Source organism: Streptomyces sp. NPDC038213 (genome assembly GCF_055600495.1).
In genome coordinates this window covers 19728-39025 of the sequence record NZ_JBVJYM010000026.1, presented here as the reverse complement: position 1 = coordinate 39025, position 19298 = coordinate 19728, and the positions used below count along the sequence as shown (strand labels likewise).

The 19298-nt window shown below is 74.0% G+C and carries 13 protein-coding genes and 1 pseudogene; 9 read left to right on the top strand and 5 right to left on the bottom strand.

The window, feature by feature from the left end:
• Window positions 1-172: 172 nt before the first annotated feature.
• Window positions 173-721 (top strand): ATP-binding protein, encoded by a 549-nt coding sequence (locus tag ACZ7JZ_RS27660; protein ID WP_470943786.1) that lies wholly within the window; start codon window positions 173-175, stop codon window positions 719-721.
• A 77-nt stretch (window positions 722-798) separates the two neighbouring features.
• Here ACZ7JZ_RS27660 and ACZ7JZ_RS27655 read toward each other — a convergent pair whose 3' ends face one another.
• Entirely contained in the window at window positions 799-1761 is a 963-nt protein-coding gene (locus ACZ7JZ_RS27655; RefSeq protein ID WP_470943784.1) for a SigB/SigF/SigG family RNA polymerase sigma factor, read from the bottom strand.
• Between the two features lie 194 nt (window positions 1762-1955).
• On the opposite strand from ACZ7JZ_RS27655, the gene ACZ7JZ_RS27650 reads away from it, so the two are divergent.
• Window positions 1956-2351 carry a helix-turn-helix transcriptional regulator gene (locus ACZ7JZ_RS27650; protein WP_470943783.1) on the top strand — a complete coding sequence of 132 codons (396 nt, stop codon included), beginning with the start codon at window positions 1956-1958 and terminating at the stop codon, window positions 2349-2351.
• Window positions 2352-2517: 166 nt separating this feature from the next.
• Here ACZ7JZ_RS27650 and ACZ7JZ_RS27645 read toward each other — a convergent pair.
• Window positions 2518-3625, bottom strand: a pseudogene (locus ACZ7JZ_RS27645) (glutamate--cysteine ligase).
• A 188-nt stretch (window positions 3626-3813) separates the two neighbouring features.
• Between ACZ7JZ_RS27645 and ACZ7JZ_RS27640 the strand changes: the two are divergent.
• The 4 genes from ACZ7JZ_RS27640 to ACZ7JZ_RS27625 all read left to right on the top strand — a co-directional run bounded on the left by ACZ7JZ_RS27640 (window position 3814) and on the right by ACZ7JZ_RS27625 (window position 5051).
• The gene (locus ACZ7JZ_RS27640) at window positions 3814-3939 is read left to right on the top strand and encodes a hypothetical protein (RefSeq protein ID WP_470943781.1); all 126 of its coding nucleotides are present in this window, start codon (window positions 3814-3816) and stop codon (window positions 3937-3939) included.
• A 49-nt stretch (window positions 3940-3988) separates the two neighbouring features.
• Entirely contained in the window at window positions 3989-4315 is a 327-nt protein-coding gene (locus ACZ7JZ_RS27635; protein WP_470943779.1) for a hypothetical protein, read from the top strand.
• Window positions 4316-4384: 69 nt separating this feature from the next.
• Window positions 4385-4546 (top strand): hydrophobic protein, encoded by a 162-nt coding sequence (locus tag ACZ7JZ_RS27630; protein ID WP_470943883.1) that lies wholly within the window; start codon window positions 4385-4387, stop codon window positions 4544-4546.
• 85 nt (window positions 4547-4631) lie between these two features.
• The gene (locus tag ACZ7JZ_RS27625; RefSeq protein ID WP_470943777.1) at window positions 4632-5051 is read left to right on the top strand and encodes a PRC-barrel domain-containing protein; all 420 of its coding nucleotides are present in this window, start codon (window positions 4632-4634) and stop codon (window positions 5049-5051) included.
• A 69-nt stretch (window positions 5052-5120) separates the two neighbouring features.
• Here ACZ7JZ_RS27625 and ACZ7JZ_RS27620 read toward each other — a convergent pair whose 3' ends face one another.
• Window positions 5121-5987, bottom strand: a complete 867-nt coding sequence (locus tag ACZ7JZ_RS27620; RefSeq protein WP_470943776.1) for an NmrA family NAD(P)-binding protein — start codon at window positions 5985-5987, stop codon at window positions 5121-5123.
• A gap of 207 nt (window positions 5988-6194) precedes the next feature.
• Here ACZ7JZ_RS27620 and ACZ7JZ_RS27615 point away from each other — a divergent pair, with 207 nt between their 5' ends.
• Together ACZ7JZ_RS27615 and ACZ7JZ_RS27610 are read left to right on the top strand one after the other, a co-directional pair.
• Window positions 6195-6788, top strand: coding sequence for a TetR/AcrR family transcriptional regulator (locus ACZ7JZ_RS27615; protein ID WP_470943774.1), 594 nt, complete (start codon window positions 6195-6197; stop codon window positions 6786-6788).
• Window positions 6789-6809: 21 nt separating this feature from the next.
• Window positions 6810-7502, top strand: a complete 693-nt coding sequence (locus ACZ7JZ_RS27610; protein ID WP_470943773.1) for an adenosylcobinamide amidohydrolase — start codon at window positions 6810-6812, stop codon at window positions 7500-7502.
• 87 nt (window positions 7503-7589) lie between these two features.
• Here the strand turns inward: ACZ7JZ_RS27610 and ACZ7JZ_RS27605 are convergent, their stop codons facing one another.
• On the bottom strand, window positions 7590-7898 hold the full coding sequence (locus tag ACZ7JZ_RS27605) for a hypothetical protein (protein ID WP_470943771.1): 309 nt from the start codon (window positions 7896-7898) through the stop codon (window positions 7590-7592).
• 75 nt (window positions 7899-7973) lie between these two features.
• A complete protein-coding gene (locus ACZ7JZ_RS27600) occupies window positions 7974-14081 on the bottom strand; it encodes an RHS repeat domain-containing protein (RefSeq protein ID WP_470943770.1) in 6108 nt (2035 codons plus the stop codon).
• Between the two features lie 415 nt (window positions 14082-14496).
• Here ACZ7JZ_RS27600 and ACZ7JZ_RS27595 point away from each other — a divergent pair, with 415 nt between their 5' ends.
• On the top strand, window positions 14497-19287 hold the full coding sequence (locus ACZ7JZ_RS27595; protein ID WP_470943768.1) for a hypothetical protein: 4791 nt from the start codon (window positions 14497-14499) through the stop codon (window positions 19285-19287).
• The last annotated feature ends 11 nt before the right edge of the window (window positions 19288-19298 follow it).

Here is a 19298-nt window from a genome sequence, read left to right as displayed (position 1 = left end):
GGGATCCGGCGGGCCGGTGGCGGGCCGGGATCCGGCCGGTGGATATCGGGGGCCGGATGTCGGAGGCGTCGGCTACGGTCGTTTCCGCGTGGAGGAACGGCCGCAGGACGGCTGTGGGTTGCGTGTGCGGCGTACCGCCGCGACGCGTGCATGCGGCGAGGGGGAGGGTGCGGTGCAGAGCGGGGAGAGCGCACTGGGCGCGGCGGCCGAGCCGGGCACCGGCGGAGCCGGGCGGGGTGCGGGACCACGAGAGGGAGGCCCCGAGGGCCTGTCAGCGGCGTCCAGCCGCAGCCCGTACACGGGCGACCGGCTCAGGCGGCTGCCGCTGCGCGGCACCGGCCGTCAGGTCTCCCGCAGCCGGGAGTTCGCGGCGCAGGCGCTGGCGGACTGGGGCTGGAGCCGGGAGGGGAACGCCACCGTGGAGGACGCGCTGCTGATCGTGTCCGAGCTGGTCGCCAACGCCCATCTGCACGCCGACGGCTGCCACGAGCTGGTCCTGCACGCCGGGGACGCGTTCCGCGTCGAGGTCTACGACGGCCGGGGCGCGGAGCTGCCGCAGCCGCTGACCGCGCCGCGCCCGGGGATACCGGGCGGGCACGGGCTGCACATCGTCCGCAGGCTCGCCGACCGCTGGGGCACCGAGACCTGCGGCACCGGCAAGGCGGTATGGGCCGAGATCGACGCGGTCCGGATGAGGTCGGGCCTGCCGCCGCGCGCCTGATCCGCCGGTCCGCTGGCCGACGTACCCGGAAACCCGCACGGCCCCGGGAGCGTTGCCCCGGGGCCGTGCGGGCGCCGTCAGTCGTTGCGCAGCAGTTCCTCGCGGAGGGTTTCCAGGGTGCGGGAGAGCAGCCGGGAGACGTGCATCTGCGAGAGGCCGATCTCCTCGCCGATCCGCGCCTGGGTCATCTCCTCGCCGAAGCGCAGCTGGAGGATCCGCAGGGAGCGCTCGTCCAGCCCGGCGAGGAGCGGGGCGAGCGTGTGGCAGTCCTCGAAGGCCTCCAGCGAGGGGTCCACCGCGCCGACGGTCTCGGCGAGCGAGCGCGCCGTGCGGCCGGGGGAGGGCGCCCGGGAGTCCCCGCCGGGGGAGTCCTGGGGGGCGTCCAGGGACTGGGTGGAGTAGCCGTTGGACGCGACGAGGCCCTGGCGGACCTCCTCCTCGGTGAGGTTCAGGTGGTCCGCGAGCTGGGCCGGGGTGGGGTCCTCGCCCAGGACGGCGGCGAGCTCCTCGGAGGCCCGGGCCAGCTGCGGGCGCAGCTCCTGGAGCCGGCGCGGGACCCGCACCGCCCAGGAGGCGTCCCGGAAGTGGCGCTTGATCTCGCCGGTGATGTACGGCAGCGCGAGCGTCGTGAACTGGGTGTTGCGCTCGGGGTCGTACCGGTCGATGGCCTTGATCAGGCCGATGATGCCGACCTGCACGATGTCCGCGTTCTCCGGGCCGCCGGGGCGGTCGCGGAAGGGGCGGGCGGCGAAGTTCACGAGTGAGACGTTCATCTCGATGAGGGTGTTGCGCACGTACTGGTAGGCGCGGGTCCCCTCTTCCAGGGTCCGCAGCCGCTCGAAGAAGACGCGGGTCAGGTCCCTGGCTTCGGAGGTGGGCAGCTCCCTCGGACAGGGCACCTCCGGCAGTCCCTCGAGGTCGGGCGAGATGCTCTTCACGGGCGGTACGGGCACCGTGGGCGTCACGGGTGTCATCGGAGTCACGGACGTGGTGGTGTGCGTGGCTGCGGACGGGGCCTCTGCCGTGGCCGTCGTGGTCATGGTCTGCGCTCCTTGGGCACGGGTGCTTACGGTGCGGTCGCGATCGCCCGGGGGCGATCGTTTCGGGATCGGACGTAGCGGAACCCCTGTTCCGCTCACCCAGAACCCTGCCGGTGCATCGGACACACGTCAAGTGATACCGGAAAACTATTTCTGTAGTTGCCTTTCAGGAGTCTTCATTCCAGAATGTTCGTGTGGATAACGAGCATCTTGGTTCCAGGCGCACCCGCTGGACCTTTCTGACGAACCACGCCCGGGTCCTGATCGCCATCGCGCGCGACCCGGGGGTCCGCCTGCGCGATATCGCCGCCGACTGCGGACTCACCGAGCGCACCGTGCAGGCGATCGTCACCGACCTGCAGGCGGACGGCTACCTCACGCGCACCCGCGACGGCCGCCGCAACCGCTACGTGATCGCCCCCGGCGCCCGCTTCCGCCACCCCGCGGAGGCGGACCGCGAGATCGCCGGCCTGCTCGCGTACCTGGCCGCCCCCATGTCCGCCGCCCCGGTCATACCGGGCCTCGTCCTCCCGCCCGAGGACGCATCGCAGGCCACGGGCCGCTCCGACGAGGCCGACGCGTACGCGTAGCCCGCGGACGCGTACGGGCCCCAGGCCGGCGGAAAAGGCGGAACGAGCAGCCCATCCCCGAGCTGCGGCACCTGAGGGCAGGGCCGGCCGTGCACCCGGCCGCCCTGCCCCCGGTCGCCTCCCGCACCGGCGGTCGACCAGTGCCCGACCTCGGCCCGGCCGGTGCTCAGCCGACCCCGGATGCCGTGATCTCCGCGCAGCGGCGGGCCACCGTCGCGAGGTCGGACTCCTTCTCGTGGAGCATGCGCTGTACCCGGGCGCCGTTGCCGCGGTCCAGGAGGGCGGCGGTGCCGGCGCGTACGAGGTCCTCGTCGCCCGCGTCCGCCAGTGCGTCCGCGACGTGGCGGAACAGCGCGTCGACAGCCTCCTCCGGTGTGGTCCGCTCCAGGGTCGCCGGGTGCAGCAGCGGGCCGTCCAGCCCTGAGCGGGCCGTCCAGCCCTGAGCGGGCCGCCTGCCAGGCGGCCATCCGCAGCAGGCCGGTGCCGATCCGGGCCGGCGGTTCGCCCGCCCGCCAGGACCGGGCCGCGGTCTCCACCAGCCCGCGGACCAGGGCGGCCAGCAGCACGGGCGTCGAGGCGTCGAGGCACACGTCCGCCGCCCGCACCTCCACCGTCGGGTACGAGGCGGACAGCCGGGCGTCGAAGTAGACCATCCCGCGGTCGCGCAGCACCCCCGAGCCGACCATCGCGCGCACCTGCTCGTGGTAGGCGTCCGCCGAGCCGAAGAGGTCGGTGGCCCCGGCCGAGGGCAGCCGGTTCCACACCCGGCTGCGGTAGCTCCCGTACAGGGTGTCCTCGCCCTGCCAGAAGGGGGAGTTGGCGCTCATCGCGGTCAGTAGCGGCAGCCAGGGCCGGATCCGGTCCAGTACGGCCACCCCCTCCTCGTCCGACTCCACGGACACGTGGACGTGGCAGCCGCAGGTCAGCTGCTCCTGCGCGGTCAGCCCGAACTGCTGCGCCACCCACTCGTACCGGCGGCCCGGCGACAGGGTCGGGCGGACCGGCAGGGGGGAGGTGGCGAGCGCCGCGACCAGCGCCCCGGCCGTACCCGCGTGGCGCGCCGACTCGGCCCGCCAGCGCAGGATCTCCTCCTGGAGCTCGCCCATCTCGGTGACGGGCTTGGTGGCGAACTCCAGCTGCTCCTCCTGGAGTTCCGACTCCAGCGTGTGCCCTTCGCCGTCCGCCGCCGCGAGCACCGCCCCCGAGACCGCCAGGGGCTCGCCCGTACCGGGATCGACCAGCAGCAGTTCCTCTTCTACGCCCACGCTCCGCATACGGCAGCTCCTCGCTCTCGTCCTGTGATCGATTGAATCGTCCTCCGTCTGCCCCCTCCCGCCGCGGACATGCGGACATGCGGGTGCGGGGCGTCGTCGGATCCCGCGGAAGTGGAGCCGAAACGGCTGAAAAAGAGTGGCTGAAAACAGATGTGAGTCAATCCCGGGAGCCCGGGCAAGTGCGGTCCATGACCCCCGACACGATGCTCGAACTCGCCGCCGGCAACGGCCCTCCGGGCCCGCTCTGGCTCCATGTGCTCCTGCTCGCCCTCGCGTTGGGCGTGCTCGTCCGCAGTCTGACCAGCGGCCGCTAGACCTCCGCTCCGGCAGACCCCCGCCGTCCAAGGAAGGGACAGAGGCGATATGACACTCCGACACCCCACCGCGGTACGGAACCGGCTCGGCGCCGCCATCGAGGCGCTGACCTCCACCCCGCGCTCCCGGGACAGTTTCCGCGACCGGCTGCGCCACCGCAGCGGCGGCGGTGACTCCCGGCCCTGGTCCCGCTCCCGTTCGCGTTCGCGGTCGAGGTCGCGATTCGGGTCCCGCAAGGGGTCCGGCCCGCAGCAGCGGGTATCGGCCCTCGCCCACCGCGTCGCCGATGCGGCCGCCGGCGTCGCCCGGCAGGCGGAGGCCCTCGCCGAGCGCGGCGTGCGGACGGCCCGCAGCCGCAGCCGCGGCCGCCGCTAGCCGCAGCCGCTGAACGTCCAGGCGCACCCGCGGTGCGCACCCCCCCCAGCCACGGAGGTGAACGACCACATGGTCCCCCTGCTCCTCGTCCTGCTCCTCGCCCTCATCCTCTTCGGCGCCGGATTCGCGCTGAAGGTGCTGTGGTGGGTGGCCCTCGCCGTGCTGGTCGTCTGGCTGCTCGGCTTCGTCGCCCGGCCCGCGGGCAGCTCCGGGCGCTGGTACCGCTGGTAGCCCGTAGCACGCAGTACGGAACACGCAGTACGCAACGGCAGAAGACCGCGCCACAGACCGAACACCAGAGAAGGGAAGCCATCCCATGACTGAGCGCAACGCATTCGACCGGACCGGCGAGACGGGCGGCGGGAACCCGGCCGACCAGAACATCTGGGCCTACCGCCTCACCGTAGGCCGCCTCGAAGGCGTCGACCTGACGGGCTACAAGGTCGAGGCCGTGGACGGCACGATAGGCAAGGTCGACAAGCACTCCGCCGAGACGGACTCCTCCTGGATCGTGGTCGACACCGGCCCGTGGATCTTCGGCAAGGAGGTCCTGCTGCCGGCCGGCACGATCACCCGCATCGACCCCACCGAGGAGCGGATCTACGTCGACCGCACCAAGGACCAGGTCAAGGATGCCCCGGAGTTCATCCGGCCGCAGCACCTCGGCGACCCCGAGTACCACCGCGAGGTCGGCGGGTACTGGGGCGACGCCCCGATGGGCCGCCCCCACTTCTGACCGGCCGGCGGCCGGGGCGGCCCCCCTCCAGGGCCCCCGCCCGGCCCCCCCGCCCGGTCCTTCTGCGGGTCACCGTCCGGGGCGCAGCTCGCGCTCCGCGAAGGCCCGGAAGCCGGTCGCGGGCCGCCCGGTCAGCCGCGGCACGGTGTCCGTGATCCGGTCCTCCGCCCCGGCGGCCACGGCCACGTCCATCCCCGCCAGGAGTTCCGCGAACTCCAGGGGCATCGTGGTCGCGAGCCGGTCGCGCATCTCCTCGTACGGAAGGGCGCGGTGGACGACCGTACGGCCCGTGACCCCGCTGAGGACGGCGGCGACCTCGTCGTAGCCGAGGGCCTGCGGACCGGTGAGGACCAGGTCGGTGTCGGGGGAGCGTACGGCGGTCAGCGCGTGCGCGGCGACGGCCGCGATGTCCTCGGCGTCGACGAACCCGACCCGCCCGCTCCCCGCCGCGGTCAGGACGGCCCCCTCCTCGCGGATGCTGCGGGCGTGCGGATGGGCGCCGGTGAAGTTCTGCATGAACCAGGAGGGCCGCAGCACCGCCCACTCGTCGAAGATGCCGGGCAGCGCCCGGTGGACGAGCCCGACGGCCGGCCCGCCCTCCGGCACGGCGGAGGCGCTGAGCAGGACGGCCCGCCGGACCCCCGCCGCCCGCGCCCGGTGCAGGAACGGTACGACCACGGCCGCCGGATCGGGGTCGCCCACGGGCGGGACCACGTAGACCCGGTCGGCCCCCTCGAGGGCGCGGGCGTGGCCGGCCTCCCCGTACCAGTCGAAGGCCACCGGGTCGGCCCCCGCCACGGGGGTCGCCCGGCGGGAGGCGGCCCGGACCGGGTGCCCGGCGGCGGCCAGCCGGGCGGCCGTACGGCTGCCGGTGGTGCCCGTGGCCCCGATGACGAGGGTGGTGCCGGGCCGGCCGGGACCGCGGTGCGCACTCATCGGCCGCCCCCGGCGCAAGCGCCCACGGCCCCGGAGGCTGCAGCGAAGGCGGCGGTGGGTGCGGAACCGTAGGCGGGCGGGGGAGCAGGCAGGGGAACGGGTGCGGGAACGGGCATGGTGGGGGACCCTTCTCGTAGAATGTGGACCCTCGGTCCGGTTTGACGATACGGACCCAGGGTCCGTTTTTCAACCGGAGGAGTCCGCTGCATGCCCGAGTCCGACCGCAGGCCCCGCAAGGACGCCGCCCGCAACCGGCAGGCCGTACTCGACGCCGCCGACGCCCTGTTCACCCGCTCCGGCAGCCCCGAAGCGCTGACCATGGCCGATATCGCCGCCGCGGCCGGGGTCGGCAAGGGCACCGTCTTCCGCGCCTTCGGCGACCGCGCCGGCCTGCTGCGCGCCCTCTACGAGACCCGCCTCGAACCGCTCCGCCGGGCCGTCGACTCCGGCCCGCCGCCCCTCGGCCCCGGCACCCCGCCGCAGGAGCGCGTCCCCGCCCTCCTCGACGCCCTCCTCTGCTTCAAGCTCGACAACCGCCCCCTCGCCCTGGCCCTGGAGGACGGCGGCAGCTCCCCCAGCCCCTACGAAGGCGGGCAGTACGAGCACTGGCACGCCCTCCTCGCCGCCACCCTGGCCGGGCTCCCGCACCGCCCCGACCCCGCCACCGCGGCCTTCACCGCCCACGCCCTCCTCGCCGCCACCCGTGCCGACCTCGTCGAACGCCTCGCGGGCCGCGAAGGCCTCCCCCGCGAAGCCCTGCGCACCCAGCTGGCGGCCTACGCGGCACGGGTCGCGGCCTGAGCCGGGCGTACGATCACCCCGGTGACCACCGCCCCGCTCCCCACCGCAACGGCCCTCCCCGCCCTCCCGGGCCTCCTCGACCTCGACGCCTCCGTCCGCCGCGAGGACGGCGAAGAGCTGCACTCCCTGCTCTGGCGGGCCGGGGACGGCTGGCGGATGATCAGCAGCGCGGTCCTCGGCGGGGGCATCGGGGAACGCGCCTGGGTCCTCAACGCCCAGGTCGCGCACGGCTACCGCCGCACCGACCCCGACCGGCACCTCTCCGAACTGGCCCGGGCAGCGGGGGTGTACGGCGAAGGGGTCGGCCTGATGACCGCCGCCCGGGTCGCCCGCCCCGGCCGGGCCCGCGACGGGGGCGCCGAGGCCGTCGCCACCTCCGGCATATCGGTACGCGGCTGGGCCGCCTCCCCGGCCGCCGGCACCGCCGTCCCGCCCCCGCCCGGCACCATCAACATCATCGCGGCCCTCCCCGTGGCCCTGACCGACGCCGCCCTGGTCAACGCCGTGGCCACCGCCACCGAAGCCAAGGTCCAGGCCCTCCTGGACCTGGGCCACGACTGCTCCGGCACCCCCACGGACGCCGTCTGCATCGCCACCCGCACCCCCCACCCCGACGAGGCCCCCGAACCCTTCGCAGGCCCCCGCTCCCTGTGGGGCGCCCGCCTGGCCCGCGCCGTCCACGCGGCGGTACGGGAGGCGACCCCGCGCGCCTGACAGCGCGTGACGGCGCCCGACACGGGTATGCCCCCGCCCGCGGATCGCGGACGGGGGCACAGCCTGTGCGGTGGACGGCAGTCTGGATTAGGGGAGGGGTTTCCCGAGCAATCCCTTTACGGTGTTCTTGAGACCGTCTACTGCCGCGTCCTTGAGCGACGAACCACCTTCCTTGATCTTGCCCTTGACATAGTCGTCCGTGAGGAACCCGATTGCTGCCCCGGTGAAGGTGCTGGTAGCCACGCAGGCGACGCCGTACGTGCTGAGACCCTTGCAGTACTTCACACCGAAGTCGAAGCCCGCTTTGGACCAGGCGCCCACGTACGCCCAGTCGATGGTGCTGTCGATGGCGGTCTGCTTCAGGTCGCCACCGTTCTCCTGGTAGTTGGTGATCACGGACAGGGTGAGTCCGACCCCTGCTAGCGACCCCGTTCCCACCTTCACCACCGTGACGAACTTCCCCTTGCCGCCCTATACCAGGTCGTCCCAGATGGCAACGGCTCCTGCTGTAGTGACCGAGACGATCGGTTCGGCGGTGTTCATCGCGGTGCACGACTCGTTCAAGCCGCCGTTCCCCAGGCCGCAGTCCGGGTCGGCACTGATGAGCTGCTCGATGAACGATGCCTCGGTGGCCTTCGGCGGCTGCAGGCCCGGCAGCAGCGGCTTCGCGTTCACCACCTCCGGCCGCAAGGGCCCCACCGGTGCCTTCTTCGGTGCCATCGGGTCGTTCTGCGGGACGGTGACGATGACGAGCACCCGCGGCCGCACCGTCGTAGGACGCCACGGGATGCCGAGGGCCGCCTCCATCTTGCGCACCCTCGCCACGGTGGCCTCGCCCTCCGCGAGCGTGGTGTTCTGGAGCATCGCGACCGTGCCCGGGTCGTGGTGGTTGCAGTCGGTGCTCGGGCAGTAGTCCAGGCCGGTCGGGTCGCTGTTGGTGACCGGGTTGCCGCCCGCGTACAGGTAGCCGTGCACCTGCTGCGACCGGTCCAGTGCCATCACCGGGTCGGTGCTGATGAACCGGCCGAGCGCCGGGTCGTAGGCGCGGGCGCCGATGTACGTCAGGCCGGAGGAGTCCTGCGGCATGCCCAGGAACCCGCGGTCGTCCGGCCACTTCGAGGGGGCCGGGCCGCGCTGTTCGCCGTAGGGCTTCTGCGCCCGGCGGTTGATCGCGAGGGTGCCCGCGTCCAGGGTGGTGGTGGCCGTGCCGTGCCGGTCGGCGGAGACGTACGTCAGGGAGTCCGCGGTGCGGACGATCGAGGGGCCGCCGCCGAAGGCCGCGTACGTGCGGGTGCCCGTCACCTGGCCGGTCGCCGTGTTCAGGCTGAGCTCACCGGCCGCGAGGTACAGGGTGGTCCGGCCGGGCTCGCGGCGGATCAGCCGGTCCCCGGAGGCGTCGTAGAGGTAGCTGCCGGCGCCGTTGGCGGCCAGCTTGCCCTCGTGGTCCCAGGTCAGGGTCTGCCCGCCGGGGCGGGTCACGGTGTTGCCCGCCGCGTCGTAGGTGTACGAGGCCTCCGTGGTCCCCGCGGGGCCCGTGGTCCTGGTGGAGCTGACCGAGTGCGGGCGGGCGGCCCCGGCCGGGGGCGCCGTGTAGATGGTCGTGGTGTCCTTGGCGCCGGAGGCGTCGGACGGGTCGTGGTCGACGAGCCTGGTGCGGTTGCCCGTGGCGTCGAAGGAGTACGACTGCCAGTAGGGGACCGGGCCGCCGATGTCGGAGGCCTTCGGCTCGGCGGCGCAGGCCGCGCCCTTGTCCGTCCACGCCTCGGTCAGACGGCTGAGGTGGTCGTACGCGAAGCACTGCCGGTCGGTGGTGAAGCCGGCGGGCCCGTCGTCGCGCCGCGCGGTGACCGAGGAGAGGTTGCCGGAGGGCTGGTAGCGGTAGGAGAGGGCGTCCACGGACCCGGTGACCAGGGTGTCGCCGGGCGCGCTCTGCCGGTCGAAGGCGGTGGCCGTCAGGCGGCCGGTGGCCGGGTCGAACTGCGGGGTGTAGGCGGCCTGCCGGGGCACGTCCCCGTAGACCGCGCGCCGCACCCGGCCGAAGGGGTCGTACGTGACCCGGTTGACGTAGTTGGACTCCTCGCTCCACAGGGTGACGGGCAGGCCGGTGTCGCTGTACCCGGTGGTGACGGTCTCGGCGGGCAGCCCGCCCACGGCCGGCAGGGTCGAGGCCACGGGCCGGCCGCTGACCGGGGCGTACGCCGTACCGGTCGTGTACGTGCCGGCCAGCTTGCCCTCGGCCGCCGGGATGGTCACCTTCGTGCCCAGCGAGCGGTACGCCACGTCCAGGGCCGTGACCTCCGTCTTGTACGCTGCCCCCGACTTGCCGCCGACGTACCGGGTGGAGCCGTCGGCCTCGCCCTTGGCGAGCCGGTCGTAGGACCAGGCGGCCAGGAGGTTGGCGTCGGCGACCGCGTCCTTGTAGAGGGCCGTCTTGCGGGAGAGGGCGTCGTAGACGGTGTGCAGTTCGCGGCCCCGGGCGTCCTTCGTCTTCGCGACCCGGCCGACGGCGTCGTAGGCCGTCTCCGTGCGCCCGTGGTCCGGGTCGTCCTCGGCCGTGCGGCGGCCCAGCAGGTCGTAGGTGTACGTCCAGGTGTTGCCCGCCGAGTCCTTGACCGTCTTCAGCAGGCCGCGGGAGTCGTACGCGTAGCCCAGCGGGTCGTAGGCGGCGCGGTCGTCGCTGCCCGCGAGCGCCCGGTCCTTGTACTGGCGCAGCTCCGAGGTCTTGCCGCGGGCGTCGACCAGGGCCGTGGTCACGATGCCGCCCGCGGGCGGGAGCGTGGTGGTGCGGTCGGCGCCGTGGTAGAGGGTGGCGGTGCGCCACTGCTCCACCGCGTGCGAGGAGAGGGTCTCGGCGGTCTTGCGGCCCTGCCCGTCGTAGAACACGCCCTTCTGGGAGGGCACTTCGGTGTCGTTGACCAGGAAGCGGGTGCCGGAGGGGCCGGTGGTCTTGTCCCAGTACGGCTCGTTGGTCTTCACGACCCGGCCCAGCGAGTCGTAGAAGGTGTCCGTGAGGATGCGGCCGGGCGACTGGTCCACCGGGGCGGCCTGGGTCTGGCGGACCTGGAGGAAGGCGTCGAGGATCTGGTACGAGGTGTCGTAGTTCCCGTCGTCGCGCAGCACCCTGCTGGTGATGACGCTCGGTGCGGTCTTGCCCGTCTGGTACGAGAACTCGGCGCTGGGGCTCTGCGTGGCGCGGGCCCGGCCCGGCTTCCACGCCTTGACCAGCCGGCCGGCCGCGTCGTAGGCCTTCTCCGTCACGCGGTTGTTGATGTCGGTGACCTTCACCTCCAGGTTGCGCGCGGTCGCGTACTCCGTGGTGCTGGTCCAGCCGGTGGGCCCGGTGACCGCGACCTTCGTCGGCAGTCCGCCGGACGCCGGGGTGTACGCGGTCGTGGTCGCGTTGCCGAGCGCGTCGGTCACCTTGACCGTACGGCCGTAGGCGTCGTACTCGGTGACGGTGTCGAGGGTGTGCGAGGGACTGGGACCGCTGTAGGCGTCCACCACCTGCTCGGTCGTGACCGCGCCCACCGTGCCGACCTGGCCGAAGGGCAGGCCGTCGTAGAGGGTGCGGCTGTGGGAGGTGGTCGTCGCCGTCCCGGGGGCCGTCGCGCAGTCGCCCGCGACCGCGACCGACTCCACGGGCACGGCGAGGATGTTCGCCCCGGTGTGGGAGGCGTACGAGGTCCTGGTGCACTGGTCGGGCAGGCCGTCGGCGCTGTCCAGCACGGTCAGGGCCTTGGCCGAGGCCGGGTCGTAGGACGTGGTCTGGGCCGTGGTGCGCCAGCCGCCGTCCGACAGCAGGGACTTGGTGGTGGCCTTCGCGGTGCGCACCGCCTGGGCCGTCAGGTCGGGCAGTCCGCCGCCGCGGGCGTGGCGGGCGGCCACCGGTCCGGTCCAGGGGTCGTTGACCGTACGCGCCGTCACCGTGCCGCCGTCGCCGCTGTACGTGCGCGTCTCGCGGACGAAGCCCGCCAGCGGGCCGGAGTCCGGGGCGCTGCCGCCGGGGACCGCCACCGAGCGGCGGGTGCCGTCGGCCTTGGCGTCGCCGTCCATGCCGCGCAGGTAGACGGTGGCGGACAGGGTGGTCTTGTCCACGGGGTTGGCCTGCGTGTTGCCCTTGCGGACCAGGACCTCGCCGTAGCCGCGGAAGTCGTTCCAGGTGCGGTACGCCGACTCGGTCAGCTCGCTGTCGTCGCGGTGCCAGGCGGCGGGCCCGACGTACTCGTAGCGCGTGGTGCGGGTCGGCGAGGGGCCGGCGCCCGCGGAGGTCGCGTCCACCTCGGAGATCCCGGCGACGACGTACTTGTGGAACCAGTCGAGCGTCGGGTCCATGCTGGTCCCGGGGTCCGGGTTCCAGTACACCGGGTAGCACCGGCGGGTGTTTGAGTCCGGGGCGGGGAAGGAGCCGGGCGCGCAGTCGGCGGGGGCGTACTCCACGGCCATGCGCAGGCCGGACTCGGTGGTGACGGCCGTCATGCGGCGGCGGTTGAGCGGCGGCCGGCTGTCGGAGGCGGTGTCCACCCGGTTCGGCAGGAACTGCCCGGCGAAGTCGGTGGAGGGCAGGGCCAGCGAGCTGCCGCCGCCGTGGGCGGTACGGGCGATCGAGGCCAGCCACAGGGAGGGCGTGGTGCCGTCCTGCGGGCTGGGGTACTGGTGGGTCAGGGTCCATTCGTCGACGGTGGCGGGCGTGCCCCCGGTGAGTACCTGCGTGGTGATCTTCGCGAGCCGCTTGGTGGACCAGAACGTCGGTCCGTAGTGCTTGCAGTCCTTCACGGCGGTGCCCGCGTCGCAGTTCTGGTCGAACGGCACGTCGGGCCAGGCGGCCGCGGTGCCCGCGGTGGGCGGCCGGGAGCAGTCCGCCTGGGCGTTCAGCGCCGGGTCGCAGCGCTCGGCCGAGGTGAACAGCACGCGGGCGGTCGGCCCGCCGGCGTCCGCGAGCTTGGAGCCGTACCCGATCTCGGTGAGCGTGCCGCCGCGGGTGTACGGGGTGAGGGTGCCGTAGGGGTGCGCGGTGTCGGGGTGGCGCGCGTAGTGGTTGGTCTCGCGGGCGTAGGTGTAGCTGGTCAGGCCGCCGCGGGTGTCGACCACGTAGTCCAGGTTCCAGCGCCAGGCCTGCTGGCACCAGGACTGCGCGAAGTCGCTGCGGTGGCAGGGCTCTCCGGCCTGGTTGGCGAAGACCGGCCGGGTCCAGGTGGAGTTCGAGGCCGTGCCGCTGGTCGCGCCCGGCTTCAGCTGGGCGCCGAAGTAGTACTGCGTGCCGTCGGCGGTGGTCGCCTTCCAGTACTCGCCGTCGTCGTCGCCGTTGCCCACGCCCGCGGGCAGCTTGGCGAGTTCGATGCGGGTCTGGGAGCCGTCGGCGGTCCGCCACTGCTTGCCGGAGTCGTCCTGGACGAGGATTCCGTCGCTTCCGTTGAGGGACATCGTCACCGGCTGCTTCGTGCTCCAGCAGGACTCGGGGGTGCCGTCCTTCCCGTCCTGTTTGCAGCTCTGGTACGAGCGCTCGATGAATCCGGGGCTGTACTCCCAGCCGTCCCCGAGCCACGAGGACTGCGCGTTGCGGCTGACGGTGCGGCCGTCGACGCTCGCGGAGCCGTAGGCCAGGGTCACCGCGGGCGCGGTGCCGCCGAGGGCCGGGGGCACGGAGACGGGGTACGACCAGTGGAAGCTGCCCGTGTTCCCGCCCGCCGACCAGGAGCCGGTCGGGGAGAGCGAGGTGGCCGTGAAATCGCCCGCGGAGCCGGAGGGGGCCGCGGTGGCCGCGAGGACGGTCGACCCGGCGGTGGCCGCGGCCGCTGCGGTGGCCGCCGGTGCCTTGGCGGGCCGGGCGGGCGGGGCCGTCAGGGTCACCTCGGCGGTGAGCTGGCGGGCCTTCGCGAGGTTGCGGGCGCCGGGTACCGGGGTGGCCGTGCGGCACTGGGCGAGCTGCGGGGTGGTCAGTGCGCAGGCGGGCAGGGTGACCAGGCGCAGCCGGGTGGCCCAGCCGCCGCCGTACGCGTCCCGGATCGCGGAGTAGTCGAGGCCGACGCGGACCCGGCCGGCGGCGGTGGCCTCGCGTGGGGTGAGGGAGACCAGCAGGCCGTCCACTCCGGCCCGGCGGGCCGCGGCGCGGTCGGCTACGGAGACGCCGACGCGGGCGCCGTCCGCCGCGGGGGCGGGGGCGGCGACCCTGGTGCCCGCCGCGGACTGCGCCGACCGGGCGGGCTGCGCGGGCTCGGCCCCCTTCGCCACCCTGCTCCCGGGCCCTGCTGCGGCCGGGGCCGCGGTCACCCAGACCGGGAGCGCCGCCGTCGTGCGGGGACCGGTCTTCGAGGCGGGGGAGAGGCGGAGTTCGGACGCGGCGGCCGCGGGCCAGCGGGTGGGGCCCGGGCGCCAGGGCGGGGCCTGGTCGCTCAGCGGGCCCGCGGGCTTCGCCTTCGGGGCGGGGCGGCCCGACACCGGGGTGAGTTCGCCGAGGGCGCGCGGCGACCAGAGGAGGTCGGCCTTCGGCTCCGCGGCGGGCTGCGCGTCCGGGCCCGTGGCCCCCGCGGTCGGGGCCAGCAGCACCAGGGCCGTGACGGCGGCGGCGAGGGCCCGTACCACCGGCGGCCGGGACGGGTGGTGCGGGCGCGGGGACGGCCGGCTTCCGCCGGACGGTAACGATCGTGTGGCGCGCAACAGAACCCCCAGGGTCGAAAGCGGCGTACGCCGCCCGCACCCTGCGCTGCCGGACCCGCGGAGGGGTCCGCGCGCAACCGTTGGGCGCATCTGAACTGTGCAGACGGCAAACAGGATTGACGATCCCTCAAAGAAATACGGGGACTGGCTCGACGACTGCTCGGGACCGGCTCGGAGGCTGCTGGGCCGCGGCTGGAGGCGGGCTCGCGCGGTCGCGGCGGCGGGCTCGGGGGGCCGGGACGGAGCGTCTGCCTCCATGTGACACTCCAGCCGATTCGGCGCCGGGGGCCATCGACTCCGTACCCCCGCCGTGCCCCTCCTCCCCGTTGGAGAGACGCGTATGAGAGCCATCCACCGGCGCCACAGCCGGCCCCGGTCCTTCCGTTGGGCCGTGGCGGCCGTCGTCTCGTTAGCCGTAGCCCTGCCGACGGCACCGCCCGCCGCTGCTGCCGCCGCTGCCCCGAGCCCGTCCGCCGCCGCGACCGACCCGGGCCGCAAGGACTCCGCCGGGAAGCCCGACGGCAAGACGGCCGCGGGCAAGACTGCCCGCAAGTCCTCCGGCTCCTCCTCCAAGGCCTCCGGCCTCGAATCCCCCGCCCGCCAGGCCCCCCGCCCCGCGAAGGCCGCCGACCCGGCCGTCTCCGCGCAGGCCGAGGCCTCGGCGCGGGCGCGGCGCACCGGGAAGCCGGTGCCCGTGGCCGCGCTGACCACCGAGACCGACACCGTGGTCGCCAAGCCGGACGGCTCGTACGCGCTGACCCGCTCCGCCGCTCCGGTCCGCGTCAGGCAGCAGGGCGCCTGGGTCCCGCTCGACGCCACGCTGGTGCGCACCGCCGACGGCGGCTGGCGGCCGCGGGCGGCGCTCGGCGGGCTCGCGCTCTCCGGCGGCGGGCGCGCCCCCATGGCCCGGCTGAACGGCAAGGGCGGCGAGCGGCTGGAGCTGAGCTGGCCGACCGCGCTCCCGGAGCCGTCCGTCAGCGGGGCCACGGCCACGTACCGCAACGTGCTCCCGGACGTCGACCTCGCCGTGACCGCCACCGCCGACGGCGGTTTCACCCAGGTCCTGGTGGTCAAGACGGCGCAGGCCGCGAAGAACCCTGCCGTGGCCTCGTACCGCATGGGCATGAAGACGAAGGGCGTGGGCGTCCGCAAGCGGGGCGACGGCCGGCTCGCCGCCACCGACACGGCCGGCCGCGAGGTCTTCAGCTCCCCGGCGGCGGCCATGTGGGACTCCTCGCGCCGCACCCCGCCCGCCCCCAAGGCGGCCGGCCGCGCCGCCGCCGCACAGGACGCCCCGCCGCCCGGCGCCGTCAAGGCCGCCTCGGACACCGCGGGCCCCGGCGACACCGCCCGTACCGCGAAGGTGGCCGCCGTACCCTCGGCGGGCGCCCTCACCGTCACCGCCGACCGCTCGCTGCTGACCGCCCCGGACACGGTGTACCCCGTGTACATCGACCCGGCGTGGAAGCAGATCTGGCGCGGCACCCAGCACTGGACCTGGGTCCAGGAGGGCTGCCCGACCGTCGGGCACTACGACGACTACGCCGACAAGTACGACATGGGCGTCGGCAACCAGCGCTGGGCCACCACCTGCAAGGGCCGCCAGCACACCTTCGCGCAGGTCGAGTCCTTCAACCCGGCAGGCAAGACGGTCAACTTCGCCACCTTCAACGCCGTCCAGTCCTACGCGGCGGACAACACCTGCGCCAACACGCACGCCGTGGACCTCTACTGGACCGGCACGATCGACGCCGGCACCAAGTGGACCGCCCAGCCCGCCAACCTCAAGCACCTCGGCCGCGCCTCCTCCAACAGCGCCGGCGGCGCCGGCTGCACCGGGGCCGTCAACCAGATCGGCTGGGACATCACCCAGCTCGTCCGCGACGAGGGCTGGCGCGCCCACCTGACCTTCGGCATGTACGGGGCGGACGAGACCAGCGCCACCTCCAACGGCTTCAAGCGCTACACCCGCAAGACCGCGCACCCCCACTCCCTGCCGTTCCTGTACGTCGAGTACAACTCCCTGCCCGACGCCCCGCGCAACCTGTACGTCACCCCCGCCCCCCAGAACCCCACCCGCGGGGACTGCGGCTGGATCGGCGCGACCAACGCCGCCACCGGCGGGATCGGGCTGCACGCGACCGTCACCGACCCCGACGGCGACAACATCGACGCCGACTTCAACCTGTGGGACCTCACCGCGGGCAGCACCCTGCGCCAGTGGGGCTGGATCCCCAACCCCGCCGTACCGAACGGCAGCCAGATCAGCGCCATGGCGGGCAGCCTCGTCGACGGCCACCAGTACGACTGGTACGTCCGCGGCGGCGACGGGATCAACAGCGGCAACTGGAGCCGCGGCTGCAGCTTCTCCGTGGACCTCACCGCCCCCGCCGCCCCCGCCGTCGCCTCGGCGGACTTCCCGGCCGCCGGCAGCCCGGCCGCCCCCCTCAAGACCGCGGGCTCCGACGGCACCTTCGCCTTCACCGGCACCGACCCGGGCAGCGGCTCCGGCGTCCACCGCTTCGAGTGGTCCCTCAACGGGCCCCTCCCGGCCACCGGCGGGCAGAGCGCCGCAGCCGACTCCGCCGGCAAGGCCTCCGTCACCCTCCCCGTGACCGCCTGGGGCACCAACGTGCTCCACGTCCGCTCCGTGGACCGGGCCGGGAACCGCTCCCCGGAGTTCACCCACGCCTTCTACGCCCCCGACGACCCGGCCGCCAAGACCGTACTCGGCGACATCACCAAGGACGGCTACGTCGACCTGCTCGTCCCGGACTCCTCCGGAGACCTGCGCCTGTACTCCAAGAACCGCGACCCGGCCGCCGGCGGCGAGCCCGCGGGCGCCGCGGCCGGCGCCCCCGGCGGCAGCTGGACCGGCGTGGACCTCACCCACCGCGGCGGCAACGGCAGCTACGCCGACGACCTGTGGGCCCACCGCCCCGGCGACGCGGCGCTGTACTACTACCTGAACACCGCCAACAACGCGGGCCCCGCGGCCAACGACAACCAGTACTTCACCCCGGCCGGTGCCCAGCGCCTGAGCACCACCCGCCCCGCCGCCGGCTGCGTCAACCCCTTCAACACCGTCGACCAGACCTGCGGGGACGAGTACGCCCCCGACTGGTCCCGGGTCCGCCAGGTCATCGCCCTCGGCGACGCCGACGGCACCCGCCCGCCCTCCACCCCGCGCTACGACCTGCTCACCGTCGAGGACGACGGCACCGGCCGCAACGCCAACCTCTGGCTCTTCAAGGGCGCCAACGGCACCAACGCCCTCACCGCGCCCCGGCTCGTCGGCAGGGGCGGCTGGTGGGACCTCGAACTCATGGCCCCCGGCGACACCGGCAGCGTCTCCGGCCCCAAGGACGGGCTGCCCGACCTGTGGGCCCGCGACCGCCGCGACGGCCGCCTCTACGCGTACCCCTCGCAGCGCGACGCCGAGGACAAACCGGTGTTCACCGCCTACGGCAGCCGCTCCGGGACCGCGATCCAGACCGGCCTGACCGACGCCGCGTACCCCCGCGTCTCCAGCGACGGGGACACCGACGGCGACGGCTTCGCCGACCTGTGGGCCCTCGCGCCCGACGGGCGGATCAGCACCTGGGAGGGCCGGGCCCCCGACGCCGACGGGCTGCGCTTCGGCGCCCCCAAAGTCCTGCGGGACAGTTCGGTGACCGACTGGAGCACCTGCCAGTCCTTCGGCACCGCGGCCACGGGCACCCACCCGGTCTGCGGTCCCATCCTCGCCAAGTACCTGGCCGTCGGCGGGACCTCCTTCGGCCACCCGCTGGCCGCCCCGCGCAACACCCCGCGCCTGTACGGCAAGTACGTGCACTTCCGCGACCCCGCGGGCAACGACGTGTCCATCTACTGGAGCCCCGCCACCGGCGCCCGCGTGGTCCGCGGCGGCATCCGCACCGAATGGGCCAACAGGGGCTGGGAGAACGGCTACCTCGGCTTCCCGGTCTCCGACGAGTACGCGCAGACCAACGGCGCCCGCTCCGACTTCCAGGGCGGCTACATGCGCTGGAACGGCACCAACCACCGCATCACCGACCACACCTACGGCGCCGGCGAGGGCACCGTCCGCGTCCCCCTGTCCGGGGACTTCAACGGCGACGGCCGCTCCGACCTCGCCACCATCGTGGACTACGGGAGTTGCGGATTCGCCTGGTGGACCCAGGCCGGTACCGCGGACGGCGGACTCGGCGCCCCCTTCGAATCCGAACGCGGCCCGGCGAACAGCTGGTGCGTCGGCAGCGCCAAGTACGCGGCGGGCGACTTCAACGCCGACGGCCGCACCGACGTCGGCGCCCTGTACCTGTACGGCGACAACTCCGTACGGCTGCTGACCTGGCTGGCCGCCCCGGACGGCTCCCTGCGCGCCGGCCCCTCCGGCTGGACCCAGGCCGCGGGCTGGGACTGGTACCGCACCACCCTGCTCGCCGGGGACACCGACGGGGACCGGCGCGCCGAACTCATCGGCATCTACGGCTACTCCAACGGCCGCATGGCGAACTTCACCTGGAAGTTCCGCGACGGCGCCGGCTTCGAGGCCCCTGTCAAGGGCTTCGAGGAGACCCACCCCGGCTGGTGGTGGTACGAGAACGCCAAGTACGCCGCCGGAGACGTCAACGGCGACGGCCGGACCGACATCATCGGCCTGTACGTGTACGGCGACGGGGCCGTCCGGGTCTTCACGGGCCTGGCCCGCCCGGACGGCACCCACCCGGGCTTCGCGCTCTCCGGCTGGTCCGCGGGCGCCGGCTACTGGCAGCTGGACCCGGTCAAGCTCAGCGCGGGCGACACCGACGGCGACGGCCGCGCCGACCTGGCGGCCCAGTACCGCTACGCCAACCACCGCATGGGCCTGTTCCAGTTCCGCGGCAACGCCGACGGCACCCTCGGGGCCCCGGCGATGACCATGGACAGCGGCAACGGCAACTGGAGCGCCGACGCGGCCTCCCCGGTCAGCGGCGACGTCAACGGCGACGGCAGGTCCGACTGGTCCGCGCTGTACGACTACGGCAACGGCTCGTACGCCACGTTCACCTTCTTCGCCGGGGAGAACGGGACATACGACTACGGCAGGGCCGTGAAGAGCTGGACGGCCCCACCGGGCACCTGGTAGCACGCCCATCC

What these genes read in the sequence shown, in the direction of transcription:
- ACZ7JZ_RS27655 (WP_470943784.1), bottom strand. Translation starts at nt 1,761, where the DNA reads ATGACCACGACGGCCACGGCAGAGGCCCCGTCCGCAGCCACGCACACC.
- ACZ7JZ_RS27640 (WP_470943781.1), top strand. Translation starts at nt 3,814, where the DNA reads ATGACCCCCGACACGATGCTCGAACTCGCCGCCGGCAACGGCCCTCCG.
- ACZ7JZ_RS27635 (WP_470943779.1), top strand. Translation starts at nt 3,989, where the DNA reads ATGACACTCCGACACCCCACCGCGGTACGGAACCGGCTCGGCGCCGCC.
- ACZ7JZ_RS27630 (WP_470943883.1), top strand. Translation starts at nt 4,385, where the DNA reads ATGGTCCCCCTGCTCCTCGTCCTGCTCCTCGCCCTCATCCTCTTCGGC.
- ACZ7JZ_RS27625 (WP_470943777.1), top strand. Translation starts at nt 4,632, where the DNA reads ATGACTGAGCGCAACGCATTCGACCGGACCGGCGAGACGGGCGGCGGG.
- ACZ7JZ_RS27620 (WP_470943776.1), bottom strand. Translation starts at nt 5,987, where the DNA reads ATGAGTGCGCACCGCGGTCCCGGCCGGCCCGGCACCACCCTCGTCATC.
- ACZ7JZ_RS27615 (WP_470943774.1), top strand. Translation starts at nt 6,195, where the DNA reads ATGCCCGAGTCCGACCGCAGGCCCCGCAAGGACGCCGCCCGCAACCGG.
- ACZ7JZ_RS27595 (WP_470943768.1), top strand. Translation starts at nt 14,497, where the DNA reads ATGAGAGCCATCCACCGGCGCCACAGCCGGCCCCGGTCCTTCCGTTGG.